Genomic DNA, 24496 nt, shown 5'->3' with positions numbered 1-24496 from the left:
TCGGTTTGCGCACCCGGTTCCGGCCTGCGCATCCATGATCTGGGATGGCTTTCGCGCTTTTCAAGAGCCCCCGCCAACGGGCATAAACGAAGCCCGAAAGCAGTTCGGCGACCGGCGGGGGCATGCGGTCGCGATCCGGAGTGAGCCGATGGCCGAGGCCGTTCTTTTTGCCCATCCCGGCTATCCCGTGCCGGGCCATGGCAAGGTCTGGCACGCAGCGACGCGCGACGGCGCCTCCCTGCGCTTCGCGAGCTGGCGCCCGACGGTGAAGCCGGCGCGCGGCACCGTCGTGCTCGTGCAAGGCCGCGCCGAATTCATCGAGCGCTACAGCGAAACCGCCGCCGAACTGCGCCGACGCGGCTTCCATGTGCTGACCTTCGACTGGCGCGGCCAGGGCGGCTCGCAGCGCTTCGTCCGGCGCGAGCGCAAGGGCCATGTCGGCCGCCTCAAGCATTACGAAGCCGATCTCGCCCTTGTGATGGCGGAAATGCAGGCGAAGTTTCCGCCGCCCTATTTCGTCCTCGCTCATTCGATGGGCGCGGCACTCTGCCTCGACGCCGCCCGCCATGACGCCCTGCCGGTGTCGCGCATGGTGGCGCTTGCCCCGATGCTCGGCCTCACCATGATCGCGCACCCGGCCAGGGCCAGCCGCCTGGCCAGCCTGCTCTATTGGCTCGGCTTCGGCCGCGCCTTCGTCCCGGGCGGCGGCGACACGGCCATCGCGACGAAACCCTTCGAAGGCAACCGGCTGACGAGCGACGCCGTCCGCTACGCCCGCAACAGCGCGCTCTCTTCCGAGGCTCGCCATCTCAGCATCGGCGACCCGACCATCGCCTGGGTCAGGACGGCCTTTCGCCTGATGGCACGCCTCGGCGCCCCGTCCGCCGCGCTGGAGGTGAAGGTGCCGACACTGATCATCGCCGCCGGACAGGACCCGGTGGTCTCGACGCCGGCGATCGAACGCTTCGCCGCACGTCTCAAGACCGGCTCCGCGCTGGTGCTAACGACGGCGCGACACGAGATCCTGATGGAGAACGACGCGATCCGCGCCCAGTTCTGGGCCGCCTTCGATGCCTTCATTCCCGGCGAGGGTCAGGCCGCGTCCGCCTCAGCCGGCGAGTCGCGCGAGAGCAGCCTCATGCAGCGCCTTGTTGCCGGCAGCGAGGATTCGCCCCCCGCCGGCAGCGCTGCCGCCGTCCCATGAAGTCACGATACCGCCGGCTCCCTCGATGATCGGGATCAACGCGACGATGTCATAGGGCTTGAGGCCGCTCTCGATGACGAGATCGACATGGCCGGCCGCCAGCATGCAATAGGCGTAGCAGTCGCAGCCATAGCGCGAGAGCCGAACCTGCTTCTCGACGCGGCCGAAAGCCTTTGACTCCTCGCCCTCGAACAGCCCCGGGGAAGTCGTCATCAGCGTCGCGGCGGCGAGATCGGTGACCGGCCGCGTACGCAGCTTCCGCGGCCCGCCCGGCCCCTCATAGCGCGCCTCGCGCCCGTCGCCGGAATAGCGCTCGCCGGAGAAGGGCTGGTGCATCATGCCGTAGACCGGCACGCCCTTGCGCGTCAGGCCGATCAGCGTGCCCCAGACCGGGATGCCGGAGATGAAGGCGCGCGTGCCGTCGATCGGATCGAGGACCCAGACATAGTCGGCCTCGGTGTTTTCGCTGCCGAATTCCTCGCCGAGCACGCCATGGGCCGGAAACTGCCCCTTGATCATGTTGCGCATCACCGATTCGCCCGCGCGGTCGGCCTCGGTCACCGGATCGAACACGCCGCCCTGCGACTTGTCCTCGGTCTGATGATGCGCCCGGAAGAACGGCAGGATCGCCCGCCCCGACTGGGTGGCCAGATCCGCGACGAAAGCGCCGAAATCGACTGCGCTCATGAAAGCTCTCCCCTTTGCTGCTCCGCAGCATCAATCTCGTAAGGCACCGGGCCACAAACTCGCATAGGTGACAAGAATCGCAAAAACACCGGCAAAAACCGCCCCCGTCATGCGCAATGCGCATGACCCCTGCGAGTTGCGTAATTTCGCTTGCGTTTTGCAGCGCACTCTCATATTGTGCACTGCGAAGGGGAGATGACCTCAAACCTTCGTTGCCCTCCTTGGGCGTTTCCTCCCTAGACTTGGGCCGCCACATCAGTGTGCGGCCCTTTTTTCTTGTCCGGCGTCGCTGTCTCGGCGCGGCCACCTCCGGCTTTACCGCCTATTCGGCCGCCTCGCGCCAATCGTCGAGCCAACCGCTCCAGCGCGCGAAGCAATCCGCCATCGCGCTGGCGATCGCCTGCTCGATCGCGACAAAGCCCGCATGCGGCTCCAGCGTGGCCTCGTTCATGTAGAGCGCCCGGTTGACCTCGATCTGCAGGGCGTGGACCCCGGAGGCTGGCGCACCGTAGTGCTCGGTGATGAATCCACCGGCATAAGGCCGGTTGCGGGTGACGCTGAAGCCGAGCCGGGTGAAGGCCTGCTCGGCAATGTCAGTGATGTAGCCGCCAGCGCTGGTGCCGAAGCGATCGCCCAGGATGATATCGGACTTCGACAGCCCGTCCCGGTCGAGCCCTGCGGACGGCATCGAATGCGCGTCGACCAGGATGCAGGTGCCGAACACCCCTTGGGTACGCTGGACGAGCCCGCGCAAGCCGGCATGGTAGGGCCGATAGAGGCCGTCGATCCGGGCGAGCCCCTCCGAGATCGGGATTCGCCCGAAATAGATCTCCTGCGCGTCGCCGACGATTCGGGGAATGGTGCCGAGCCCGCCTGCGACCCGCATCGAGCGGGTATTGGCGAAGGGCGGCACCCGGCCCTCGAACATGCGCGGATCGAGCTCATAAGGCTCGCGGTTCACGTCGAGATAGGCGCGGGGAAACTCCGCCACCAGCAGCGGCGCGCCCAGCGCGACGCTCTGTCCGAACAGGCGGTCGACGAAAGCATCCTCCGAGCGCCTCAGGCTGCGCAGAGGCAGCCGCGCCGCATCGACGAAGCCACGCGGATAGCGCCTTCCCGCATGCGGCACATCGACCACGACCGGCACGACCTGAAGAGCCGGCTGATACAGGCTGAAGGGCCGCTCGATCTCGGCGACGACATCGTCGGGACCTGGCGGAAACGGGGCGGAGAACGCGCTCATGCCCTGTAACTGAAGCACACAAACCCGGCCGGTTGAAGCGACGTTGTGAAACCGTGGAAATCCACGATGGGATTCACCCGTTGTTTACCATGATACTGCCTTATAGAAGCGCATGGTTCCAACTGCGTGGACGGGTGAGTACCCAGCCGTTCCAGGCCCGGCGGTGGCACCGGCGCCAGACGCATCGAAACACAGGCCTCAGGGACGGACACAACAGGCCCATGACGAAGATACTGCTCGCGGAAGACGACAACGACATGCGTCGCTTCCTGGTCAAAGCCCTGCAGAATGCGGGCTACGACGTCGCTTCCTTCGACAACGGCCTGTCGGCCTATAATCGACTCCGCGAGGAGCCGTTCGAGCTGCTTTTGACCGACATCGTCATGCCGGAGATGGACGGAATCGAGCTGGCGCGCCGCGCCACCGAGCTCGATCCCGACATCAAGGTGATGTTCATCACCGGCTTCGCCGCCGTCGCGCTCAACCCCGATTCGCAGACGCCGAAGGATGCGAAGGTGCTCTCCAAGCCCTTCCATCTGCGCGAGCTCGTCAACGAAGTTGAGAAGCTGTTGGCGGCTTGAGAATTTATGCGGCAAACGCCTTGCAAGCTGCGAGGCGAGCCGCTATAGCCCCCTCACCTCGCAGCGTGATCGCGGCCAACACGGCCCGGACACGCTACCGGAAGCCGCTTCTGGCGGCGACGGGCGCGTAGCTCAGCGGGAGAGCACTACGTTGACATCGTAGGGGTCACAGGTTCGATCCCTGTCGCGCCCACCATTTGATGCCCTTGTGATACAGGGACGAAAGGCCGCCTCACCGGGCGGCCTTTTTGCTTTTCGCCGCTTGCAGCGGGTGGCGCTCAATCCGCCTCGCTCGGCGCAAGCTGGCGCACGAAGCGTCGCAGCAGCGTCTCAAAGGCCGCGAGCGCCGGCGAGACCGAACGCCCGCTCGGCCGGATCATGACGATGTCGCGTGCGATCGAAGGTTCCGCCAGAGGGCGAGCAACCACGCCCGCCGGCGCGACGGCCCGCGCATAGGTCGGCAGCACCGCAATGCCGAGCCCGGCCTCGACCAGCGCCAGGGCGGTGGTGATCTGCGCCACCTCATAGGCCGGCCGCAGCGTGATCTCGGCACTCTCGTAGCCGACCTCGACCAGCAGGCGGATACCGCTGTCGCGCGTGAGCGTGATCAGTTGCTCCTCGGCCAGGTCGCGCCAGAGCACGCTCTCCTGTCCGGCGAATCGGCTGTCGCGCCCGCAGAACAGCATCAGGCTGTCCCGGGCGAGCGGCGTGCGCTCGATATTGTCCTCCAGCGCCGAGAAGGTGCCGACCCCGCAATCGGCCCGGCCGAAGCGGACGGCTTCGACGACGAGGTCGTTGCGCGCATCGATGATCGCGACCTGGAGGCCGGGATGCTTCTCGCGCAGCGCCGCGATGGTCGGAGGCATGATCACGGTCGCAAGCAGCGGTGGCACCGCCACCACGATGCGCCCGCGACGGCGCTCCGCCAGCCCGTTGGCGTTCTGCACCGCCGTGTCGAGGTCCTGCACGACCTTCAGCGCCGCGCCGTGGAACTCGCGCCCGCCCTCGGTCAGTTCGACGCGCCGCGTCGTCCGGTCGAGCACCCGGATGCCGAGCTCGCGCTCCAGCTCTCGCACCAATTGCGAGAGCGCCGGCTGTGCCATGTGCAGCCGCTCGGCCGCCTTGGTGAAGGTGCCCTGCTCGGTCACTGCGAGGAAGGCCTGGATCTGGCGCAGCGTGATCGCCATGGGTTTTCCGATTTATAAGGACAGCTTCCGAATTCATACGAATGTTACGAGTTGCCGTATACCCCGCCCGTCATGCCATCATTCCTCATCGCCCCACGGATGCGGGGCGACGCCTGGCAGGGATGTGGAAGGCGGCAGAGCGGATCGGCGGTCAAGGCCAGTCCTCGCTATCGCAGACCAGCTGCCGGACCGTGCGGGAATGCGAGGGTTAGGCTTCATGAAATACGCCAAGAAGGACGCCAAGGCCTATGCCCGCGCCCATATGAAGGGCATCTGGGCGGCCGCGCTCACCCCCTTCACCGACACGCTCGCGATCGATGAGGACAGCTTCCGCCAGAACATCCGCCACTGGCTCGACGATCTCAAAATCGACGGGCTGTTCATCGCCGGCAAGCAGGGCGAGTTCTTCTCGATGTCGATCGAGGAGCGCAAGCGCAGCTTCGAGCTGGCGGTCGAGGCCAGTGCGGGGCGCGGCCAGACGATCATGTCCTGCTCCGACCAGAACATGGATGTCGTCATCGATCTGGCGAAGCATGCCCAGAAGGTCGGCGCCGATTACATCGTCGTCCACGCCCCAATCCTGCACTTCTTCAAGGCGCAGGACGAGACGGTCTACGAGTACTACCGGACCATCGCCGAGAAGGTCGATATCGGCATCGCACTCTGGAGCCACCCGGATTCGGGCTATCTGATGAGCCCGCGGCTCTGCAACCGGCTCGCCGACATCGAGAACGTCGTCGCGATCAAGTACAGCGTGCCGCGGCCGATGTATGCAGAGCTCACGCGGCTCGCCGGCGACCGCATCCTGGTCAGCACGGCGTCCGAGGAGGAATGGCTCGACAACATCCTCGAGCTCGGCTGGCAGCTCTATCTCTGTTCCTCTCCGCCCTACCTGATCCAGACGGCGAACGACCGGCGCATGCGCGACTACACCGACCTCGCCTTCCGCGGCGAGGCCGAGAAGGCCCGCGCGATCCGCGACAGCCTGAACCCGGTGCGCGAGGCGCTGCGCGGCACGCGGCCGGCCGAGAAGCCGCACGCCCACCAGAAGTACTGGCAGGAACTGCTCGGCCAGGTCGGCGGGCGCGTCAGGCCACCGATGCTGGAGCTGACCGAGGCCGAGAAGGCCGCGACGCGCGCCGCCTTCGAGAGTTGCGGCCTGGGCAAGGCCCAACTCGCGAAGGCTGGCTGATAGACATCACGAACGAGGACGGGAGTGGGAACCATGGCGACCGAAGGACGGCTCAAGGCCTTCAACTTCAAGAAATGGATCGAAGAGCATGAGCACCTGCTCAAGCCGCCGGTCGGCAACAAGAAGGTGTTCGACGACGGCCAGATGACCGTGATGGTCGTCGGCGGCCCAAACCAGCGCGCTGACTACCATGACGACCCGGTGGAAGAGTTCTTCTACCAGCTCAAGGGCGACATGATGCTGAAGCTGGTCGATAACGGGAAGCACTACGACGTGACGATCCGCGAGGGCGACGTCTTCCTGCTGCCGCCGCATGTGCGCCACTCGCCGCAGCGCCCGCAGGAAGGCTCGATCGGTCTTGTGGTTGAGCCGGCCCGTAGCCCCGACCAGGTCGACGGCTTCGAATGGTACTGCTTCGAGTGCCAGGGCCTCGTGCACCGCATCGAACTCAAGGTGAAGGACCTCGTGAAGGACCTGCCGCCGCTCTACGAAGCCTTCTTCTCCGACGAGAAGGCGCGCACCTGCAAGCATTGCGGCGCACTCCATCCCGGCCGCAAGCCGCCGGCCGGCTGGGTCGCGCTCTAAGAGTGCCGCACCGAAAGGCGGGCTCCCTCTCCCAGAGGAGTCCGTGCTTGGATAACGGGCGGCAGCGCCTTGCGCCCCGACTGGGGCGCGGTGATGGTGCACGAGAACACGCATAAAGCGCGGCGGCGCAGAAACGCCGCGTCGAACCATCTCAGAGGCAGAACGGAACGACTGGAGTCCATGATGAAACTGCGCGGATTGCTCTTCGGCATCGCTGCCACGCTGGCGGCGTCCACCGCACTTGCCCAGCAGCCGGTCAAGATCGGCATGATCACCACGCTTTCGGGTCCCGGCGGCTATCTCGGCCAGGACATCCGCGACGCCTTCAAGCTCGCCATCGACATGGAGGGCGGCAAGCTCGGCGGCGTGCCGGTCGAGCTCGTCGTCGAGGATGACGCGCTCAAGCCCGGCCAGGGCAAGCAGATCGCCGAGAAGATGCTGAAGACCGACGGCATCAAGATCATGACCGGCATCGTCTTCTCGAACGTCGCCGGCGCCACCGTGCCGGATATCGTCGATTCCGGCGCGCTCTATGTCAGCCCCAACGCCGCGCCGTCCAACTTCGCCGGCAAGGAGTGCAACGAGAACTACTTCGTCGTCGCCTGGCAGAACGACAGCCTGCACGAGAGCGCCGGGCAATACGCCACCAATCTCGGCTACAAGAAGGCCTTCATCCTCGCCCCGAACTACCAGGCCGGCAAGGACGCGCTCACCGGCTTCAAGCGCCTGTTCAAGGGCGATGTCGTCGGCGAGGTCTATACCCGCCTCGACCAGACCGACTTCGCCCCCGAGATGGCGCAGATCCGCTCCGCCAATCCCGACGTCGTCTTCCAGTTCCATCCGGGCGGCCTCGGCATCGCCTTCCTGCGCCAGTACCAGCAGGCCGGCCTGCTCGGAAAGGTGCCGATGGTGCTCGCCGAGCCCTCGCTCGACGCCACCACGTTGAAGGCCGTCGGCGACGCCGCGCTCGGCCTCAGCGTCACCGCGCACTGGAACACGGACTTCGACAACGCCGCCAACAAGAAGTTCGTGGAGGCCTGGACCAAGGCCTACAACCGGGTGCCGACCTACTACGCCAGCCAGGGTTACGACACCGCGCTCGCCATCGCCTCCGCCCTGAAGGCGACCGGCGGCAAGGCCGATGTGCCCGCGCTGCGCAAGGCGCTCGCCAAGGCGGATTTCCAGTCGGTGCGTGGGTCGTTCAAGTTCGGCCCGAACCAGCACCCGGTGCAGGATTGGTACTCGCTCAAGGTCGAGAAGGCCGCCGACGGCACGCCGGTGTTGAAGACGACCGGCAAGGTGCTGAGCAACCACAGCGACGTCTACGCCAAGGACTGCAAGCTCTAAGCCGGCTTGCATCCGTTCGCAGTTAAGCGCGCTACGCTCCCGTCATGGTCGGGCTTGTCCCGACCATCCACGTCTTCCGTCATCGAGACCGGTGTTCAAGACGTGGATGCTCGCCACAAGGGCGAGCATGACGAAACTGGAATGACGCCGGCCGTCATGGGCTTCTGGTTCTTCGCCGACGCGAAGCTCCGAAGTGATGGCAGCGTTTCGATCCGCCCCAGAGGATTCCGGCTTCAGTCACAATGACGCTCGTTCTCGAACAATTGCTCAATGGCCTGCAGTTCGGCGTGATGCTGTTCCTGCTCGCGGCAGGGCTGACGCTGATCTTCGGCATCATGGGCGTAATCAATCTCGCCCATGGCTCGCTCTACATGGTCGGCGCCTATGCCGCCGCCTTCGCGGCCGCGCAGACCGGCTCCTTCCTGCTCGCGGTGATCGCGGGGCTCGCCGCCGCCGCTATCGTGGGCATGGTGATGGAGGTGGTGGTGCTGCGAAGGCTCTATGCGCGGGACCATCTCGACCAGGTGCTGGCGACCTTCGCGCTGATTCTGATCTTCAACCAGAGCGTGACGATCCTGTTCGGGCGCCAGCCGCTCTTCGTCTCGGTACCATCAGCGCTGAACGGCTCGGTGCAGCTGCTGCCCGGCCTGACCTATCCCGTCTACCGCCTCGCCATCATCGCGGTCGGCCTGCTCGTCGCGCTCGGCCTCTACCTCCTGATCAACCGCACGCGCATCGGCATGCTCGTGCGCGCCGGCGCCACCCATCGCGAGATGGTCCGCGCGCTCGGCGTCGATATCCGCCTGCTCTACACCGCCGTCTTCGGTCTCGGCGCCCTGCTCGCCGGCCTTGCCGGCCTGATGGCAGGGCCGATCCTCGCCGTGCAGGTCGGCATGGGCGAGCAGATCCTGATCATGACCTTCGTCGTGGTGGTGATCGGCGGCGTCGGCTCGATCCGCGGCGCCTTCTTCGGCGCCCTGATCGTCGGCCTCGTCGACACCTCGCTGCGCGCCTTTGCGCCCGGCCTGCTGCGCCATGTCATGACGGGGTCCGAGGCCGATGCGCTCGGCGCCGGCCTCGCCTCGATGGGCATCTACCTGTTGATGGCGATCGTGCTGCTGGTGCGGCCCAAGGGACTGTTCCCCGCCCATGTCTGAGAACGCCATCATCCGCACCGATGCCGCGACGCCCGCGCTGGGCCGCACCATCGCCCTGCTGGCGCTCGCCGTCGCGCTGATCGCTCTGCCCTTCCTCGTCAAGGCGATCGGCCAGCCCGCTCTGGTGCCCTTGGCGACACGCGTCCTGATCTACGCCATCGCCGCCGCCAGCCTGAACCTCGCGCTCGGCTTCGGCGGGATGGTCTCGTTCGGCCACGCCGCGTTCTTCGGCATCGGCGGCTATGCGGTCGGCATCCTCTACCGGGCCTTCGCCGACAACGCCCTGTTCCTCGGCTTCATCCCCGGCACGGACCAGCTCCTGATCACACTGCCGGCCGCGATCCTCGCCGCCGGCCTCTTCGCCTGCATCATCGGCGCGCTCTCGCTGCGCACGGCCGGCGTGCAGTTCATCATGATCACGCTCGCCTTCGCGCAGATGCTGTTCTTCCTCTTCGTCTCGCTCAAGGCCTATGGCGGCGATGACGGCATGACGATCCGCCGCCGCAACGCGCTGTTCGACCTCAACACCCGCGACGACGTCACCTTCTATTTCATCTGTTTGGCCATCGCCGCGCTGGTCTTCCTCGTGCTCTGGCGCATCGTCGGCTCGCGCTTCGGCATGGTGCTGGCCGGCATCCGCCAGAACGAGCGGCGCATGGCGGCGATCGGCATCGCGCCCTATCGCTACAAGCTGGCCGCCTTCGTCATCTCCGGCATGGGCGCCGGGCTCGCGGGCGCGCTGATGGCGAACTACCTGCGCTTCGTCAGCCCGGACATGCTGCACTGGACCAAGTCGGGCGAGCTGATGATCATGGTCATCCTCGGCGGCGTCGGCACCTTGCTCGGCCCGCTCTTGGGCGCCGCCGCGCTCGTCATCCTCGAGACGGTACTGACCGGCTGGACCGAGCATTGGCAGCTTGTGCTCGGGCCGATCCTGCTCCTCGTCGTGCTTTTCACGCAGGGCGGCCTCAACGGGCTGCTCTCACGCCTCGGCCTCGGCAGGAGCGCGACATGACCGAACTCGCCACGACGCAACCGCTCCTTTCCGTTCGCGGCCTGCGCAAGCGCTTCGGGGGGCTCATTGCGACCGACGGCGTCGATCTCGATGTCCGCGACGGCGAGATCCATGCGCTGATCGGCCCCAACGGCGCCGGCAAGACCACGCTGTTGACCCAGCTCTTCGGCGAACTGACACATGACGAGGGCGCGATCAGGCTGTCCGGCGACGAGATCGGCGCCCTGTCGACGCCGCAGCGCGTCGAGCGCGGCCTCGCCCGCACCTTCCAGATCAACCAGCTGCTGCCGGATTTCACGATGCTCGACAATGTCGCGCTCGCCGTGCAGGCGCATGAGGGCCACAGCTTTCGCTTCTTCGGCAATGCCAGGCGCGACGAAACCCTGCGCAGCCGCGCGCGGCAGTACCTCGCGACCGCAGGCCTGAGCCACCGCGCCGAGGTCAAGGTCGCCGATATCTCCCATGGCGAGCAGAAGCAATTGGAATTCGCGATCGCGCTCGCCTGCGAGCCGCGCCTTCTGCTGCTCGACGAGCCGATGGCGGGACTAGGCCATGCAGAGAGCGAACAGATGGTCGCGATGCTCTCCGCCTTGAAGGGCCGCGTCACCATGCTGCTGGTCGAGCACGACATGGATGCCGTCTTCGCGCTGGCCGACCGCATCTCCGTGCTCGTCTATGGCCGCGTCATCGCCACCGGCACGGCAGATGAGATCCGCGACAATCCGGAGGTGCGCACCGCCTATCTCGGCGAGGGAGACGCCTGATGCTGAGCGTGCGCAACCTGCAATCGGCCTATGGCCGGAGCCAGGTGCTGTTCGATGTCGCGCTCGATATCGCCGAGGGCGAGGTCGTGACGCTGCTCGGCCGCAACGGCATGGGCAAGACCACGACGATCCGCTCGATCATGGGGCTGCTCGCGCCGAAGGGCGGCGACATCCGCTTCGAGGGGCGGGCCGTGCAAGGCATCGCGCCGGAGAAAATCGCCCGCTGCGGCATCGGCCTCGTGCCGGAGGGCCGGCAGGTCTTCCCAACGCTGAGCGTGCGCGAGAACCTCGTCGCTACCGCCTCGAACCGGCTGAAGCGCTCCTCGCCCTGGACGCTGGAGCGGGTCTATGCCCTGTTCCCCCGATTGCAGGAGCGCGCCGGCCAATCGGCCCGCACGCTCTCGGGCGGCGAGCAGCAGATGCTCGCGGTCGGACGCGCGCTGATGACCAACCCGAAGCTCCTGATCCTCGACGAAGCGACGGAAGGCCTCGCGCCCGTGATCCGCGCCGAGATCTGGGGCTGCATCGAGGCCCTGAAGGCGCAGGGCCAGTCGATCCTGCTGATCGACAAGAACATCAATGTGCTCAAGCGCATCGCCGACCGGCATTACATCATCGAGAAGGGCCGCACGGTCTGGTCGGGCACGAGCACCGACCTCGCGGCCAATGCGGAACTGGTGCATCGCTATGTCGGCGTCTGACGCCGGTTCGAAGCAGGCAGCCCTCATCCTGAGGAGCCGCGCAGCGGCGTCTCGAAGGATGCTCCAGATGTCGCCGCAGGCTCCTGGACCATCCTTCGAGACGCCATTCCCAAGAGAATGGCTCCTCAGGATGAGGGCTCAGGGGATTTTTGAATGAGTTCCGAAAACGACCTTCACGAGATCGTCGCGCACAGCGCGGAGACCGACCCGGTCGAGGCCCTGCGCGATGCGCTGAGCGATATCCTCGCCGGGCTCGTCGCGGCCGGTTGCGGCCCACATCATCTCAAAGAGATGATGTGGGAGACGGACCAGCCGGAAGCCTTCCACCTGTCCCGCCACACCATCGAATTGGCATATCGCGAGGTCTTCGCTGGCTTTCGCCCGCCGATCCGCCTGCAGCGGAAGGCAGAAGCCGGGCTGACCATCCGCGCCCGGCATGCCGCCGCGCAGCCGCTGCCCGACGCGCTCGTCGAGGGCTACAGCTTGCGCGATCTCGGCGGGCAATACAGCCCGCGCCTGCAGGCCGACATGAAGGCGCTGTTCCGCCAATGGAGCCGCGACGGCGAGGCCTTCCGCGCCCGCCATGCTGGCTTCGATCTCGCCTATGGTCCCGGCCGCTTCGAGACGCTCGACCTCTACCGCCCGGCAGGCGCCGGACGCGCGCCGATCTTCGTCTTCATCCATGGCGGCTACTGGCAGGCTTCCGACAAGGTCCAGCACGCCCAGTTCGCGCAAGGGCTGCTTGACGCCGGCTATGCCGTCGCCATGCCGAATTACGGGCTGGCACCGGATAACCCGCTGGAAGCGAGCATCGCCCAGAGCGTGGCCGCGCTGAACTTTCTCGTCGATGAAGCAGATGCGCTCGGCCTCGATGCCAGCAGCCTGCACATCTCCGGCCATTCCGCCGGCGGGCACCTGGCGGCGATGGCGCTCCTCGCCCAGGACGCACCGCCCATCGCCTCGGCACTGCTGCTCTCCGGCCTCTACGACCTGAAGCCGCTCGGCCACCTGCCGCTCGGTCGCCTGCTCGGCCTCGACGATGCGGCACGTGCGACCCGGCTCAGCCCGATTGTCCAGCCCCGACCGCAATCGACACGGCTCGCTTTCGCGGTCGGCGAAGGCGAGAGCGACGCCTTCAAGGCGCAATCCACCGCGCTCGCTGCGACATGGCAGGCGCCGGCTCCGCTGATCTGCCCCGGCCATCATTTCAGCATGCTGGAAGGGCTGAACGGGGGCGCCCTGCTCGATCTCGCCTTGCGAACGGCTGAAGGCTCATGACCAAGCATCCCGCCAGGCCGCTGCGCCTCGCCCTGATCGGCTGGGGCGCCATCAACCGCCGTGTCGCGGAACTGCTCTCGGAACGGGCCAGCGCCGATATCGCCATCGTCGCCATCGGCGTCCGCAACGCCATTGCAGCCAGCGACATCCCGGCCGGCGCGACGCTGATCACGGCACCCGATGAACTGGCCGGGCTCGACCTCGATCTCGTCGTCGAAGCCGCCGGGCGCGAGGCGGTCGGCATCTGGGGCGAGGCGGCGCTCGGACACGCGCCGGCCTTCGCGGTCGCCTCGACCAGCGCCTTCTGCGACACCGCCCTGCTCGACCGGCTCGTCGCCGCGGCTGAAAGCCATGGCAGCCAGATCCTGATCCCGCCCGGCGCGCTCGCCGGCATCGACGGCATCGCCGCCGCCTCGCTCCTGCCGCTCGACGAGGTCGTCCATCGCATCGTCAAGCCGCCGTCCGCCTGGCGTGGGACTGCCGCCGAGAGTCTCACAGCGCTCGATACACTGGCCGAGGCGACCACGTTCTTCTCCGGTACGGCTCGCGAGGCCGCCTCACGCTTCCCGCAGAACGCCAATGTCGCGGTGATCTCGGCGCTCGCCGGCATCGGGCTCGACCGCACCCGCGTCGAGCTCGTCGCCGACCCCGCAGCCGGCGGCAACGGCCACCAGCTCAGCGCGCGCGGCGCCTTCGGCAAGCTCGACATCGCCATCGAGAACCGCCCGCTCGCCACGAACCCGAAATCCTCGGAGATGACGGCGCTCGGGCTTGTGAGGTTGATCGAGAACCGTGTGCGGACGCTGGTGCGCTGAACGACCCCCTACACGTCATGCCCGGGCTTGACCCGGGCATCTCGGAAACCAGCGGCTTCTCGTCATGAGATTCTCGGGTCTGCGCTGCGCTTCGCCCGAGAATGACGCTCGCTAGCAAGCGCGCACCATTCATAATCAGATCGATCTGAATTTATCTGATTTAGCCGACTGGATCACAGAATGACCCGCCACCTATGGTCCTTCTGAAGCCGGCGGAACCGCCGCGCAGAGACCGCTGAACGCATCGCCAGCCGAGGCTTCCATGACGACCTATCCCGATCTCAAGCTCTATATCGGCGGCGCCTGGCGGAAGACGGCGGAGGAGCAGCCCGTGCTCAACCCGGCCGACGAAAGCGTCATCGGCGCGGTGCCGCTCGCCTCGCAGGCCGATCTCGACGATGCGCTTGCCGCCGCCGCCGAGGGCTTCAAGGTCTGGAGCCGCATGGCCCCGCGCATCCGCGGCGAGATCATGCTCAAGGCCGCAGCGCTGATGCGCGAGCGCGTCGAGGAGATCGCCCATTCGATCACGCTGGAGCACGGCAAGCCGCTGGCGCAGGCGCGGCTCGAAGTGGTCAGAGGCTGCGAGTTCTTCGAGTGGGACGCGGCGGAGGGCCAGCGCGCCTATGGCCGCGTCGTGCCCAGCGAACCCGGCATCCGATATGTCGTGATCCACCAGCCGGTCGGGACGGTCGCGGCCTTCTCGCCCTGGAACTTCCCGATGAGCCAGCCCTGCCGCAAGATCGCGGGCGCGCTCGCGGCCGGCTGCTCGATCATCATCAAGGCCGCCGAGGAAACCCCCGCCGGCGCCCTCCATATCGCGCGTGCCCTGCATGATGCCGGCGTCCCCCCCGGCGTGTTCAATCTCGTCTTCGGCGTGCCCGCCAAAATCTCGAGCTATCTCATCCCGCAGGCACAGACGCGCCTCGTCGCCTTCACCGGCTCGACGGCCGTCGGAAAGCACCTGTCCGAGCTGGCGGCGCGGCATATGACGCCGGTCCTGATGGAACTCGGCGGCCACGCCCCGGTCATCGTCTGCGACGATGTCGATCCCGTCGCCGCAGCTCATCTCTCCGCCACCCGCAAGGTCCGCAACGCCGGACAGGTCTGCACCTCGCCGACCCGCTTCTTCGTGCAGCAGGACATCTACGAGCGCTTCACCAAGGCTTTCGTCGAAAAGGCCAAGGCCGTGGCGGTCGGCAACGGCCTCGACGCGGGGACCGAGATGGGCCCCGTCGCCAATCATCGCCGCATCGAGGCGCTGGAAGCATTGGCCGCCGATGCGCGGGCCCGTGGCGGGCGCGTGCTGACGGGCGGAGAGCGCCTCGGCAATCGCGGCTATTTCTTCCCGCCCACCGTCCTCACCGAATTGCCGGACGACGCCCGCGCCATGCGCGAGGAACCCTTCGGTCCGATGGCGATCATCAACCCCGTCCGCACGGTCGAGGAAGCCATCGAGAAGGCCAATTCCCTGCCCTTCGGCCTCGCTGCCTACGGCTTCACGCACTCAGCGGCGCGGGCCGACCAGCTCGCGGACGGCATCGAGGCCGGCAATGTCTCGATCAACACACTGGAGGCCTCCGTCGCCGAGGTGCCCTTCGGCGGCGTCAAGGACAGCGGCTATGGCCGCGAGGGCGGCGCCGAGGGGTTGGCCCACTACATGACGGTCAAGACATTGTCGCACCGCATCGTCATCTAGCCGCGATGCTGCGGGCGGCCCAAACGGCAACCCTGTGGGCAGGATTGCCATAGGGACGAAATATTGCGCATGGGCGGGGTGAATGGGTGGCGGCCTCGGGTTTTCCCGTCATTCTGGCCGCAATGATTCGCTCCGCTGCACCGTTGATACTGGCGCTGGCTCTCGGTGCCTGTGCCGTGGGGCCGGACTACACGCCGCCCGCACTCGAGCTGCCACAACGCTGGAGCGCGGCGAATGGCGGGCCGAAGGCGGCGAAGCCGAGCGAATGGTGGCGCACCCTGCGCGATCCGACGCTAAATGCGCTGGTCGAGCAGGCCATTGCCGGCAATCTCGACGTTGCCCAGGCCAAGGCCCGCATCCGCGAAGCCCGCGCCACGCGCGAGCAGGCGGTCGGCGCGCTCTTTCCGCAAGTCGACGGCAACGCCTCGGCCACGCGCTCGCGTGTGGCCGGCGTAACGCGCAACGGCTTCCGCGCCGGCTTCGATGCCTCCTGGGAGATCGACCTCTTCGGCGCGCAGAGCCGCGCCGTCGAGGCCGCGACCTATGGCACGGACGCAGCCTTCGACGATCTCGACGCAGCGATGCTGACGCTGATCGGCGATGTCGCGTCGACCTATGTCGAGGCACGCGGCCTGCAGGCGCGCATCGCGCTGGCCCGCAGCACGGCAAGGACGCAGCGCGAGACGGAGGCGCTGACCCGCACCCGCTTCCGCGCCGGCGATATCTCTGCCATCGACACCGCCCGCGCCACCGCGCAGGCCGCAAGCACGGAATCGCAGATCCCCTTGCTCGAAACCGCGCTCGCCCAGAACCAACATCGTCTCGCCGTGTTAATTGGCCGCCCGCCGGCAGCGACAGCGCCCTATTTTGCGCGCGCAGCCGCAGTCCCCGCGACACCCGCCCCGCCGCGCACCGGCATCCCCGCCGACGTCCTGCGCCGCCGCCCCGACGTTCGCTCGGCCGAGCGCCTGCTCGCCCAGGCGACGGCGCGGATCGGCCAGGCGGAGGCCAACCGCTATCCCTCGGTCTCGCTGACCGGCACCATCTCGACCGCAGCGCTCAAGCTCGGCGACCTTGCCAAGAACAGCGCGATCGGCTGGTCGATCGGGCCCAGCCTCAGCGTGCCGATCTTCAACGGCGGCGAGCTGGCGGCGGCCGTCGATGCGGCCAGAGCCCAGCGTGACAGAAATGACGCGGCGTTCAGGCTGACGGTGCTGACCGCGCTGCAGGACGTCGAGGACAGCCTGGTGGGCTTGCGGCAGGAGCGGATCAGGCTCGGAAGTCTCTCGGAAGCCGCGCAGGCCTCGACCCAGGCCGCGCAGCTCTCGCGCGCGCTCTACACCTCCGGCAATGCGAGCTTCCTCGACGTGCTCGAGGCGCAGCGCACGCAGTTCGGCGCCGAGGAGGCGCTGATTCAGAGCCGGGTCACGCTCGCGACACAGTTCATCGCTCTCAACAAGGCGCTCGGCGGCGGCTGGCTCAGGCCCGTCGAGGTCTCGGCGCCGGCGGTGATCGACGGCGAGACCGGGCCGCGCCTGCGCCTCGTTCCCATAGAGGAGCCGCAACCATGAGGCTGCGCCGCCTCCTTCTCCCCACGCTGATCGTCGCGGCTGTCGGCGGCTACTATCTCTGGCAGGCGCGGCAACCTGCGCCGGCGGAGACCGTCAGCTTGCCGAGCGTCGAAGCGACGATCGGCAATGTCGAGGAAGCCGTGCTCGCCTCCGGCGCGCTCGAGCCGGTCCGGCAGGTCAGCGTCGGCGCGCAGACCACCGGCCGCGTGATTTCGCTCAAGGCCAGGCTCGGCGACAACGTGAAAGCGGGCGATCTCATCGCCGAGATCGACAGCATCACCCAGCAGAATGCGCTGCGTTCGGCCGAAGCCGATCTCGCGGCGCTCAAGGCCCAGCGCGCCGAGCGCCTCGCCAGCCTCGCCTATGCCGAGGCCGTCCTCGCCCGCCAGAAGCAGATGGTCGGCCAGAACGCCGTATCGCGCGACGCCTACGAGAATGCGCAGATGACCGTCTCGACCACGCAGGCGCAGATCGAGGCACTCGATGCCCAGATCATGTCGAGCCAGGTCAAGGTCGAGACCGCCCGCGCCACTCTCGGCTACACCCGCATCACCGCGCCCAGCGCCGGCACCGTACTCGCCGTGGTCGCGCAGGAAGGCCAGACGGTGAATGCCGTCCAGTCGGCCCCGACCATCGTCGTGCTCGGCGACGTCTCGACCATGACGGTCAAGGCCAAGATCTCGGAAGCGGACGTGCTCCGGGTGAAGACCGGGCAGGAGGTCTATTTCAGCGTGCTCGGCGCGCCCGAACAACGTTTCCCCGGCAAGATCTCCTTCGTCGAGCCCGCACCCGACACGCTGAAGACGCAGAACATGACCAGCTCGGCCACCACGAGCAGCAGCTCCTCGGCCTCCAGCACCAGCGCGGTCTACTACAACGCCTGGTTCGAGGTGCCGAATCCCGACGGCCGCCTGCTGACCTCGATGACCGCGCAGGTCACGGTGATCGTCGGCCGCGCCCAGAACGTCGTCACCGTGCCCTCGACCGCGATCCGCCGCCGCGGCCCCAATGCCTCCGTCGAGGTGCTCGGCGACGACGGCAAGGTGGAGCAGCGCAAGGTCACGGTCGGTCTCGACAACAAGATCGTCGCCGAGATCACCTCGGGCCTGAAGGCAGGCGAGCGCGTCGTCACCACCCGCAGCGGCGGCGGCGCGGACGCGACCCGACCGACGCGCCGGTCCCGCTCTCCGTTCGGTTTCTGACCGTGGGCGTGCCGCTCATCCGTCTGGCGGGTGTCCGACGCGATTTCGGCACGGGCGAGGCGACCGTTGCCGCGCTCGACGGGGCCGATCTCGTGATCGAGGCCGGCGAGATGGTCGCGATCGTCGGCCAGTCCGGTTCCGGCAAGTCGACCCTGATGAACATCATCGGCTGCCTCGACCGGCCGACCGGCGGCAGCTACGAGATCGACGGCCGCCCGACGCGCGACCTGGACCCGGACGAACTCGCCCGGCTCCGGCGCGAATATTTCGGCTTCGTCTTTCAGCGCTATCACCTGCTCTCCGAGCTGACGGCGCTCGCCAATGTCGAGGTCCCCGCGATCTATGCCGGCATTCCGCCGGCACCGCGCGAGAGCCGCGCCACGATGCTGCTGGACCGGCTCGGCCTCGGCAGCCGCAAGACGCACCGGCCGTCCGAGCTTTCCGGCGGTCAGCAGCAGCGCGTCTCCGTCGCACGCGCCCTGATGAACGGCGCCCGCGTCCTCCTCGCCGACGAGCCGACCGGCGCGCTCGACCGCAAGAGCGGCGAGGAAATGCTCGCGCTGATCGAGGAGCTCAACCGCGAAGGCCACACCGTCATTCTGGTCACCCACGACATGAATGTCGCGAACCGCGCCCATCGCATCATCGAGCTCAGCGATGGCAGGATTGTCGCCGACCGGCGCACCGCGCCGCGCTCGGAAAAGGTGCCCCCGCCCTCACCCGTTCCGCCGCCGGCAGGACGGCTGCGCGCCGCCTCCGGCCGGCTGAGGGAGGCGTTCGGCATGGCGGTCCGCGCCATGGCCGCCCACAAGCTGCGCACCACCTTGACCATGCTCGGCATCGTCATCGGCATCGCCGCCGTGGTCAGCGTCGTTGCGCTCGGCGAGGGCGCCAAGCGCAACGTGCTGCAGAACATCTCCGGCCTCGGCACCAACACGCTCGAGATCTTTCCCGGCACCGGCTTCGGCGATCTGCGCTCGGGCCGGGTGAAGACGCTGACCGTGCTCGACGCGCAGGTCCTGGCCGGCCAGCCCTATGCGGCGAGCGTGACGCCGACGGTGACGACGAGCGCGACGATCCGCTTCGGCAATGTCGAGGCGACGGCGCAGGTCAACGGCGTCAGCGAGCGCTATTTCGACGTGCGCGGCAGCGTGCTGACACGCGGCTCGTTCTTCGACGCCTCCGATGTCCGCACGCTGGCGCAGGACGTCGTGATCGACGAGAACGCGCTGGGCGTGCTCTTCCCGCAGGGGCAGGCGAACCCGATCGGCACGGTGATCCTGGTCGGTTCGGTGCCCTGCCGCATCGTCGGCGTGATCCGCCAGCAGCAGGGCGGCTTCGGCGGCAGCCAGAACCCGCAGGTCTTCCTGCCCTATACCACCGTGCAGGGCCGCTTCCTCGGCGATCTCTCGCTGCGCAGCATCACGCTGCGCGTCGACGACGAGACGCCGATGGCCGCGGCGCAGGAAGCCGTGACCGAGCTGCTGACCCATCGCCATCGGGCCAAGGACTTCTTCATCCTGAACCAGGACGAGATCCGTAACACCATCACCAGCGCCACCGCGACGATGACGCTGATGATCTCCTCGATCGCGGTGATCTCGCTTCTCGTCGGTGGCATCGGCGTGATGAACATCATGCTGGTCTCGGTGATCGAGCGCACCAGCGAGATCGGCCTGCGCATGGCGGTCGGCGCCCGTCGCAGCGACATTCTACAGCAATTCCTGATCGAGGCCTCGCTCGTCTGCTTCATCGGCGGCGCGCTCGGCATCGGGATGGCGCTCGCCATCGGCTTCGCCTTCGAGGCTTCTGGCTCGCAGGTCAGCTTCATCTATTCGGGCGAGGCTTTCGCAGCCGCCATTGCCTGCTCGACGCTGATCGGCCTGACCTTCGGCTTCCTGCCGGCCCGCAACGCCGCGAGCCTCGACCCGGTGGTGGCGCTGGCGCGAGACTGATCACGCTGATTTTTGGACGGGAGCCCCCGTCATTGCGAGCCAAGCGAAGCAATCCAGGGCGGCAGGGCCCCACGTCCCCCTGGATTGCTTCGTCGCTGACGCTCTTCGCAATGACGGACCGACGGCTCAGCCAGATCAAAAGCTGCCCTAGGCCTTCCGCCCGCGCCGCGCCGGAATCTCCGGCAGCAGGCGGCTCGTGCCGGACAGGATGCTGGCAGAGAGCGCCCGTGCCGCCTCCTGATGCGACTGCCCGCCGATGACGACGAACTCGATCGTCCCTAGCTTGGGCAGCGCCTCGCGCGGCTCGACCTCGGCGAGGCCGGACGGAATCAACCGGGCCGAATGGGCGGTGATACCAAGCCCCGCCACCGTCGCGGCACGCAATCCGGCAAGGCTGCCGCTGGTGCAGGCGACGCGCCAGGGTCGTCCCGCCTGCTCCAGCGTCTCGATCGCATGGACGCGCGTGATGCTCGGCGGCGGATAGAGCACGAGCGGCACCTCCCGCTGTTCCGCCAGCCGCGCTCCCGGGCGCCCGACCCAGACAAGCCGCTCCTGCCAGGCGACCTCGCCGCGCTCGTCCCCCTTGCGGCGCTTGGCGAAGATCAGGTCGAGATCGCCGGCATCATACTGCTCGTAGAGCAGGCCGCTGAGCCCRACCGTCAGTTCCAGGTCGACCGCGTGATGCTGCATCGCGAACTCGGCCAGGATGTCCGGCAGCGCCGTGTAGGCGAAATCCTCCGAGACCCCGAGCCTGAGCCGCCCACGCAGGGTCGAACCCTCGAGATAGCGCTCGATCCGACGACCAGCGTCGAGCGCCTCCCGCGCGAAGGGCAGGATGGCGTCGCCGTCCGGTGTCGGGCGCACCTCATGCGTGTCGCGCTCCAGCAAGCGTCGCCCGACACGCTTCTCCAGCCGCGCGACGTGCTGGCTGACCGACGATTGGCGCAGGCCGAGCTGGCGCGCGGCTTCGGTGAAGCTCAGCGTCTCGCAGACCTTGAGGAAGCTCTGCAGGAGGACGGGATCGAGCGGCTTCTTGTCCAGTTCCATGCCAATCACGATCCATGATGAGCGATATCATGTCCAGTCCGGATCAAAATGAGCCCGAAAGGGATTACAAGATGGCATCGCATCGGAAGGACCGCAGATGATCCGCCGCACGCTCGCCCGCTTCGGCATCGACCCCTATCTCATCGCGCTCATGGCGACGGTCGCGGTCGCTGCCGTGCTGCCGGCACGCGGCGTCGGCGCGGAAGTCGCCAATGACGCCGTTTCGGTGGCGGTCGCCTTGCTGTTCTTCCTCTACGGCGCGCGGCTGTCGCCGCTGGCGGTTTGGGAAGGCCTGCTGCACTGGCGCCTGCAATCGCTGGTCTTCGCCAGCACCTATGTGCTTTTCCCGCTTCTCGGCCTCCTGCTGACGCGCGTCTTCGGCGGCTGGTTGCCCTCGGAGCTAGTCGCGGGGCTGATCTTCGTCTGCATCCTGCCCTCGACCGTGCAGTCGTCGATTGCCTTCACCTCGATCGCACGCGGGAATGTCGCGGCGGCGCTGTGCAGCGCCTCGGTCTCCAACCTCTTCGGCATCGTGCTGACCCCGCTGCTCGTCGTCGCGCTGCTCGACTCGCATGGCAGCGGCTTCAGCACGAAGGCAGTCGAGAGCATCGCGCTGCAGATCCTCCTGCCCTTCATTGTCGGCCAGTTGCTGCGCCGCTGGGTCGGGCCGTTCCTGCAGCGCCACAAGGCGCCGATCTCCATCGTCGACCGCGGCTCGATCCTGCTCGTCGTCTACGCCGCCTTCAGCGAGGGCATGGTCGCCGGCATCTGGTCCCAGGTCACGCTCGCCGACCTCGGCCTCGTCATCATCATCGACATCGTCCTGCTCGCCGCCGTGCTGACGATCACGACCTTCGCCAGCCGCCGTCTCGGTTTCTCCAAGGAGGACGAGATCGCCATCGTCTTCTGCGGCTCGAAGAAGAGCATGGCGAGCGGCATCCCCATGGCGAACATTCTTTTCCCCGGCCAGGCGCTCGGCCTGATCGTGCTACCGCTGATGTTGTTCCACCAGGCTCAGCTATTCGCCTGCGCCGTGCTGGCGCAGCGCTATGCGCGCCGCCCGGCAAAACCGGAGGCGAACACACCCGGCGAGCCGACGCTTGCTGCCGCGAAGGCCTGAGTGCCGCTTCCCGCGAGATCTTTCGACCCAGCAAGGGAACAGCGCGTACTGAGCGTCGTTGATCCCCTGCACGGCTGAGCCGTTGCCCGCTCCGAAGCCAGGATTCCCCAATGCGCATCGGGGAGCCATCATGGAGGCGAGACATGCAGCAGGACGAGAAATCCCAGCACGAAATCCGGAAGATCGCCTACGACTTGTGGATCAGGGACGGCCAGCCGGAAGGTCGCGACCGCGAGCACTGGGACGCGGCCAAGGAGATATGGGCCTATCGCAGCCACAACCACGTGCTCGAGGATGACGGGGTTTCGTGGCCGGCAGGCCAACAGGCCGCCGACACGCCGTCAAGGCGGCAAGCTTCGGCCGAAAAGACCTCGCGGCGGCAGACCACCTGAGACGGCGCGGCTGCCCGTCGAGATCAGCCAATGCCTCCTTGCACGACCGGGCCGGCTGATCGGCCCGGAAAGAGGCTGTCGCGATCAGGGGCAGAGATAGCCGCCCTGATCCGGCAGGCAGCGCGCGCCAGTCGGCAGAATGAGCGCACCGCCGGGATCGCGTTTGACGTAGTCGCCATTGGGCAGCTCGAAGCCGCCGCTCGAGTCCGGGTTCACCCGCGTGCCATCCGGAAGGATGAGCTGTGCGCTGTCGCGGACGATCCGCTTGGCAGAGCCAGCCGAAGCAGCCGGAACCCCACGGGGCTGGGATGACACGCAGCCCGCCACGAGGATGGCGACCACGCTTGCAGCTATCGATATCCTGATCATCAGCCATTGTTGCCGCGACCGGAGTGGCGGCGCAAGCCCGTTCGGGCCTGTGGCAGGATGTGGTGGCGATATCCCGCCGCTTCCAGGATTCGCTTAGCCGGACATCTCTGTTCTCCACAGGTGTTTTCGTGTTGATTCGGCCGCAGCAGCGCAACGCCGGGCACGGCTTTCCCCTGCGTCGGAAAGAGGAAGGCGAGCTACCCCGAATCATCTTCGCCGGCGGCGAGCCGATCTGTGTTCATCAGTCGACTCGCGAGCGTTCTTTCAACCGCCGCCATCGAAAGCGATCCACAGTTGGAATGGGCCCGCGAATCATCTGTATTGCAGAGGGGGGTTCCAGGCTGATCGCCGGCTTGCAGCCGTGCGGCCACAGTTAACCGCGCGTTAACTGTGTTAACCAATGGTCTCGACCATGACGATGCCGAGCAGACATCGACGGGCACGCCGATGAGTGTTGCGAGGCCGCTTTCGCCCGCGCACCACGCGCCACGTCGTGCGCCCCTCAAGTGTGTAGCGATGTCCCTCGCGGCGGCGGGGCTGACGATAGCGATCGCGGGCTGCGGCGAGCAGAAACTCTCCGATTCGGAGCTGCTGATCGCGTCGCGGTCCATCACGGTCGATGTCGGCCGGGCGCTGGTATTACCCCCACCCGGCAGCCTTCCCGTGACCGGGATCACCCAACGCAACTACGACAATGCCATCTCACAGGTCATTTCGCTGGCGACGCGCGGCCGCACGCCAGGCGAGAATGCCATCCACGCCGCCTTCTTCACGCTCACCGATCTCCCCGACAGGCTTGGCGTCGAGGGCAACCTGCTGCGGGAACCGGGCATCGACGATTTTTCCATCGCCCAGGAGATGGAAGAGCGCCTGCCGGGAATCGCCATGGCGCCCGCAGCCGTCTTCGTCCAGAACAAATACGGCCCCTTCGGCTATGCATTCGGGCGCGGGGTGGGCGGCGAAGGCTGCCTCTACGCCTGGCAGCGGATCGCGAGCGGCGACAGCCTCTTCATGCCGAGATCGGGGGTGATTTCGGTCCGCATCAGGGTCTGCGACCCCGCCGCCACGGAAGCGGGGCTGCTGCGCCTCGCCTACAGCTATTCGATCAACGCCTCGCTGCGGCGTTCGGGCTGGGGCCCGATCGTCGATGCGCCGTCGCCTGCGCCGGAACTCGGCAAGGCCGGAGCGCCGATCTACCCGGTGCCGCAGGCCTCGGCTCTCGACGCCTTCGAGCAGGCGCCCGCCGCCCGGCCGCGCCCGGTGCGGGCGCCGCGAAACGAGCGCCGGGTGCAGGAAGCCCCCGAGCCGATCCCGGACAAGCCTCTCGAAGGATATCCGACCGTCCCACCGCCTCCTGCGCCCTGAGCCCAACCCGGATTGCCGAACGC

23 protein-coding genes and 1 tRNA gene are annotated in these 24496 nt (G+C 67.3%); 19 read left to right on the top strand and 5 right to left on the bottom strand.

Going from position 1 to position 24496, the window contains the following annotated elements:
- The first annotated feature begins 148 nt into the window (after positions 1-148).
- Positions 149-1204 (top strand): alpha/beta hydrolase, encoded by a 1056-nt coding sequence (locus AB4Z10_RS22455; RefSeq protein ID WP_441472611.1) that lies wholly within the window; start codon positions 149-151, stop codon positions 1202-1204.
- On the opposite strand, the gene hisN is transcribed toward AB4Z10_RS22455, so the two are convergent.
- Together hisN and AB4Z10_RS22445 are read right to left on the bottom strand one after the other, a co-directional pair.
- The gene (hisN, locus tag AB4Z10_RS22450; RefSeq protein WP_441472610.1) at positions 1109-1891 is read right to left on the bottom strand and encodes a histidinol-phosphatase; all 783 of its coding nucleotides are present in this window, start codon (positions 1889-1891) and stop codon (positions 1109-1111) included. The genes AB4Z10_RS22455 and hisN overlap by 96 nt on opposite strands.
- Positions 1892-2213: 322 nt before the next feature.
- Positions 2214-3134, bottom strand: coding sequence for an N-formylglutamate amidohydrolase (locus AB4Z10_RS22445; protein ID WP_441472609.1), 921 nt, complete (start codon positions 3132-3134; stop codon positions 2214-2216).
- Between the two features lie 221 nt (positions 3135-3355).
- Here AB4Z10_RS22445 and cpdR point away from each other — a divergent pair, with 221 nt between their 5' ends.
- Together cpdR and AB4Z10_RS22435 are read left to right on the top strand one after the other, a co-directional pair.
- A complete protein-coding gene (gene cpdR, locus AB4Z10_RS22440) occupies positions 3356-3715 on the top strand; it encodes a cell cycle two-component system response regulator CpdR (protein WP_038363805.1) in 360 nt (119 codons plus the stop codon).
- Between the two features lie 121 nt (positions 3716-3836).
- A tRNA-Val gene (locus AB4Z10_RS22435) sits at positions 3837-3911 on the top strand.
- Between the two features lie 82 nt (positions 3912-3993).
- Here AB4Z10_RS22435 and AB4Z10_RS22430 read toward each other — a convergent pair.
- Complete coding sequence (locus AB4Z10_RS22430) at positions 3994-4902, bottom strand: LysR family transcriptional regulator (RefSeq protein ID WP_441472608.1); 909 nt, start codon at positions 4900-4902, stop codon at positions 3994-3996.
- Between the two features lie 217 nt (positions 4903-5119).
- On the opposite strand from AB4Z10_RS22430, the gene AB4Z10_RS22425 reads away from it, so the two are divergent.
- The 13 genes from AB4Z10_RS22425 (at position 5120) to AB4Z10_RS22365 (ending at position 20180) form a co-directional block, all read left to right on the top strand.
- Complete coding sequence (locus AB4Z10_RS22425) at positions 5120-6094, top strand: dihydrodipicolinate synthase family protein (RefSeq protein ID WP_441472607.1); 975 nt, start codon at positions 5120-5122, stop codon at positions 6092-6094.
- A 33-nt stretch (positions 6095-6127) separates the two neighbouring features.
- Positions 6128-6679: a 3-hydroxyanthranilate 3,4-dioxygenase gene (locus AB4Z10_RS22420; RefSeq protein ID WP_441472606.1), complete on the top strand. Its 552-nt coding sequence runs from the start codon at positions 6128-6130 to the stop codon at positions 6677-6679.
- Positions 6680-6862: 183 nt separating this feature from the next.
- A complete protein-coding gene (locus AB4Z10_RS22415) occupies positions 6863-8026 on the top strand; it encodes an ABC transporter substrate-binding protein (RefSeq protein WP_441472605.1) in 1164 nt (387 codons plus the stop codon).
- A gap of 242 nt (positions 8027-8268) precedes the next feature.
- Positions 8269-9183 carry a branched-chain amino acid ABC transporter permease gene (locus AB4Z10_RS22410; protein WP_441472604.1) on the top strand — a complete coding sequence of 305 codons (915 nt, stop codon included), beginning with the start codon at positions 8269-8271 and terminating at the stop codon, positions 9181-9183.
- Positions 9176-10198 (top strand): branched-chain amino acid ABC transporter permease, encoded by a 1023-nt coding sequence (locus tag AB4Z10_RS22405; RefSeq protein ID WP_441472603.1) that lies wholly within the window; start codon positions 9176-9178, stop codon positions 10196-10198. Before AB4Z10_RS22410 ends, AB4Z10_RS22405 begins: the two co-directional genes overlap by 8 nt.
- A complete protein-coding gene (locus tag AB4Z10_RS22400; protein ID WP_441472602.1) occupies positions 10195-10962 on the top strand; it encodes an ABC transporter ATP-binding protein in 768 nt (255 codons plus the stop codon). The genes AB4Z10_RS22405 and AB4Z10_RS22400 overlap by 4 nt, the downstream gene beginning before the upstream one ends.
- Positions 10962-11663 carry an ABC transporter ATP-binding protein gene (locus tag AB4Z10_RS22395; protein WP_441472601.1) on the top strand — a complete coding sequence of 234 codons (702 nt, stop codon included), beginning with the start codon at positions 10962-10964 and terminating at the stop codon, positions 11661-11663. Before AB4Z10_RS22400 ends, AB4Z10_RS22395 begins: the two co-directional genes overlap by 1 nt.
- A 153-nt stretch (positions 11664-11816) precedes the next feature.
- Complete coding sequence (locus AB4Z10_RS22390) at positions 11817-12941, top strand: alpha/beta hydrolase (RefSeq protein ID WP_441472600.1); 1125 nt, start codon at positions 11817-11819, stop codon at positions 12939-12941.
- The gene (locus AB4Z10_RS22385; RefSeq protein WP_441472599.1) at positions 12938-13756 is read left to right on the top strand and encodes an aspartate dehydrogenase; all 819 of its coding nucleotides are present in this window, start codon (positions 12938-12940) and stop codon (positions 13754-13756) included. Before AB4Z10_RS22390 ends, AB4Z10_RS22385 begins: the two co-directional genes overlap by 4 nt.
- Before the next feature lie 262 nt (positions 13757-14018).
- The gene (locus tag AB4Z10_RS22380) at positions 14019-15452 is read left to right on the top strand and encodes an NAD-dependent succinate-semialdehyde dehydrogenase (RefSeq protein ID WP_441472598.1); all 1434 of its coding nucleotides are present in this window, start codon (positions 14019-14021) and stop codon (positions 15450-15452) included.
- A gap of 86 nt (positions 15453-15538) precedes the next feature.
- The gene (locus AB4Z10_RS22375; protein WP_441472597.1) at positions 15539-17023 is read left to right on the top strand and encodes an efflux transporter outer membrane subunit; all 1485 of its coding nucleotides are present in this window, start codon (positions 15539-15541) and stop codon (positions 17021-17023) included.
- On the top strand, positions 17020-18225 hold the full coding sequence (locus tag AB4Z10_RS22370; protein WP_441472596.1) for an efflux RND transporter periplasmic adaptor subunit: 1206 nt from the start codon (positions 17020-17022) through the stop codon (positions 18223-18225). Before AB4Z10_RS22375 ends, AB4Z10_RS22370 begins: the two co-directional genes overlap by 4 nt.
- 2 nt (positions 18226-18227) lie before the next feature.
- Positions 18228-20180 carry a MacB family efflux pump subunit gene (locus AB4Z10_RS22365; protein WP_441472595.1) on the top strand — a complete coding sequence of 651 codons (1953 nt, stop codon included), beginning with the start codon at positions 18228-18230 and terminating at the stop codon, positions 20178-20180.
- Positions 20181-20327: 147 nt separating this feature from the next.
- On the opposite strand, the gene AB4Z10_RS22360 is transcribed toward AB4Z10_RS22365, so the two are convergent.
- Positions 20328-21227, bottom strand: a complete 900-nt coding sequence (locus AB4Z10_RS22360; RefSeq protein ID WP_441472594.1) for a LysR family transcriptional regulator — start codon at positions 21225-21227, stop codon at positions 20328-20330.
- Between the two features lie 97 nt (positions 21228-21324).
- Here AB4Z10_RS22360 and AB4Z10_RS22355 point away from each other — a divergent pair, with 97 nt between their 5' ends.
- Both AB4Z10_RS22355 and AB4Z10_RS22350 read left to right on the top strand, forming a co-directional pair.
- A complete protein-coding gene (locus AB4Z10_RS22355) occupies positions 21325-22347 on the top strand; it encodes a bile acid:sodium symporter family protein (RefSeq protein ID WP_441472593.1) in 1023 nt (340 codons plus the stop codon).
- Between the two features lie 143 nt (positions 22348-22490).
- Complete coding sequence (locus AB4Z10_RS22350) at positions 22491-22739, top strand: DUF2934 domain-containing protein (RefSeq protein ID WP_441472592.1); 249 nt, start codon at positions 22491-22493, stop codon at positions 22737-22739.
- An 84-nt stretch (positions 22740-22823) separates the two neighbouring features.
- Here AB4Z10_RS22350 and AB4Z10_RS22345 read toward each other — a convergent pair whose 3' ends face one another.
- The gene (locus AB4Z10_RS22345; protein WP_441472591.1) at positions 22824-22955 is read right to left on the bottom strand and encodes a hypothetical protein; all 132 of its coding nucleotides are present in this window, start codon (positions 22953-22955) and stop codon (positions 22824-22826) included.
- Positions 22956-23624: 669 nt separating this feature from the next.
- Between AB4Z10_RS22345 and bcsN the strand changes: the two genes are divergently transcribed.
- Entirely contained in the window at positions 23625-24473 is an 849-nt protein-coding gene (bcsN, locus tag AB4Z10_RS22340; protein ID WP_441472590.1) for a cellulose biosynthesis protein BcsN, read from the top strand.
- Positions 24474-24496 lie beyond the last annotated feature (23 nt).

The sequence above is a fragment of the Allobosea sp. RAF48 genome (assembly GCF_052114025.1).
Taxonomy (GTDB): Bacteria; Pseudomonadota; Alphaproteobacteria; order Rhizobiales; family Beijerinckiaceae; genus Allobosea.
Note: the sequence above shows the minus strand (reverse complement) of the source record. Positions and strands in the feature narration are given on the sequence as shown.

What these genes read in the sequence shown, in the direction of transcription:
- AB4Z10_RS22395 (WP_441472601.1), top strand. Translation starts at nt 10,962, where the DNA reads ATGCTGAGCGTGCGCAACCTGCAATCGGCCTATGGCCGGAGCCAGGTG.
- AB4Z10_RS22370 (WP_441472596.1), top strand. Translation starts at nt 17,020, where the DNA reads ATGAGGCTGCGCCGCCTCCTTCTCCCCACGCTGATCGTCGCGGCTGTC.
- cpdR (WP_038363805.1), top strand. Translation starts at nt 3,356, where the DNA reads ATGACGAAGATACTGCTCGCGGAAGACGACAACGACATGCGTCGCTTC.
- AB4Z10_RS22380 (WP_441472598.1), top strand. Translation starts at nt 14,019, where the DNA reads ATGACGACCTATCCCGATCTCAAGCTCTATATCGGCGGCGCCTGGCGG.
- AB4Z10_RS22385 (WP_441472599.1), top strand. Translation starts at nt 12,938, where the DNA reads ATGACCAAGCATCCCGCCAGGCCGCTGCGCCTCGCCCTGATCGGCTGG.
- AB4Z10_RS22430 (WP_441472608.1), bottom strand. Translation starts at nt 4,902, where the DNA reads ATGGCGATCACGCTGCGCCAGATCCAGGCCTTCCTCGCAGTGACCGAG.
- AB4Z10_RS22445 (WP_441472609.1), bottom strand. Translation starts at nt 3,134, where the DNA reads ATGAGCGCGTTCTCCGCCCCGTTTCCGCCAGGTCCCGACGATGTCGTC.
- AB4Z10_RS22420 (WP_441472606.1), top strand. Translation starts at nt 6,128, where the DNA reads ATGGCGACCGAAGGACGGCTCAAGGCCTTCAACTTCAAGAAATGGATC.
- AB4Z10_RS22410 (WP_441472604.1), top strand. Translation starts at nt 8,269, where the DNA reads ATGACGCTCGTTCTCGAACAATTGCTCAATGGCCTGCAGTTCGGCGTG.
- AB4Z10_RS22400 (WP_441472602.1), top strand. Translation starts at nt 10,195, where the DNA reads ATGACCGAACTCGCCACGACGCAACCGCTCCTTTCCGTTCGCGGCCTG.
- AB4Z10_RS22455 (WP_441472611.1), top strand. Translation starts at nt 149, where the DNA reads ATGGCCGAGGCCGTTCTTTTTGCCCATCCCGGCTATCCCGTGCCGGGC.
- AB4Z10_RS22390 (WP_441472600.1), top strand. Translation starts at nt 11,817, where the DNA reads ATGAGTTCCGAAAACGACCTTCACGAGATCGTCGCGCACAGCGCGGAG.
- AB4Z10_RS22355 (WP_441472593.1), top strand. Translation starts at nt 21,325, where the DNA reads ATGATCCGCCGCACGCTCGCCCGCTTCGGCATCGACCCCTATCTCATC.
- bcsN (WP_441472590.1), top strand. Translation starts at nt 23,625, where the DNA reads ATGTCCCTCGCGGCGGCGGGGCTGACGATAGCGATCGCGGGCTGCGGC.
- hisN (WP_441472610.1), bottom strand. Translation starts at nt 1,891, where the DNA reads ATGAGCGCAGTCGATTTCGGCGCTTTCGTCGCGGATCTGGCCACCCAG.
- AB4Z10_RS22405 (WP_441472603.1), top strand. Translation starts at nt 9,176, where the DNA reads ATGTCTGAGAACGCCATCATCCGCACCGATGCCGCGACGCCCGCGCTG.
- AB4Z10_RS22350 (WP_441472592.1), top strand. Translation starts at nt 22,491, where the DNA reads ATGCAGCAGGACGAGAAATCCCAGCACGAAATCCGGAAGATCGCCTAC.
- AB4Z10_RS22425 (WP_441472607.1), top strand. Translation starts at nt 5,120, where the DNA reads ATGAAATACGCCAAGAAGGACGCCAAGGCCTATGCCCGCGCCCATATG.
- AB4Z10_RS22415 (WP_441472605.1), top strand. Translation starts at nt 6,863, where the DNA reads ATGAAACTGCGCGGATTGCTCTTCGGCATCGCTGCCACGCTGGCGGCG.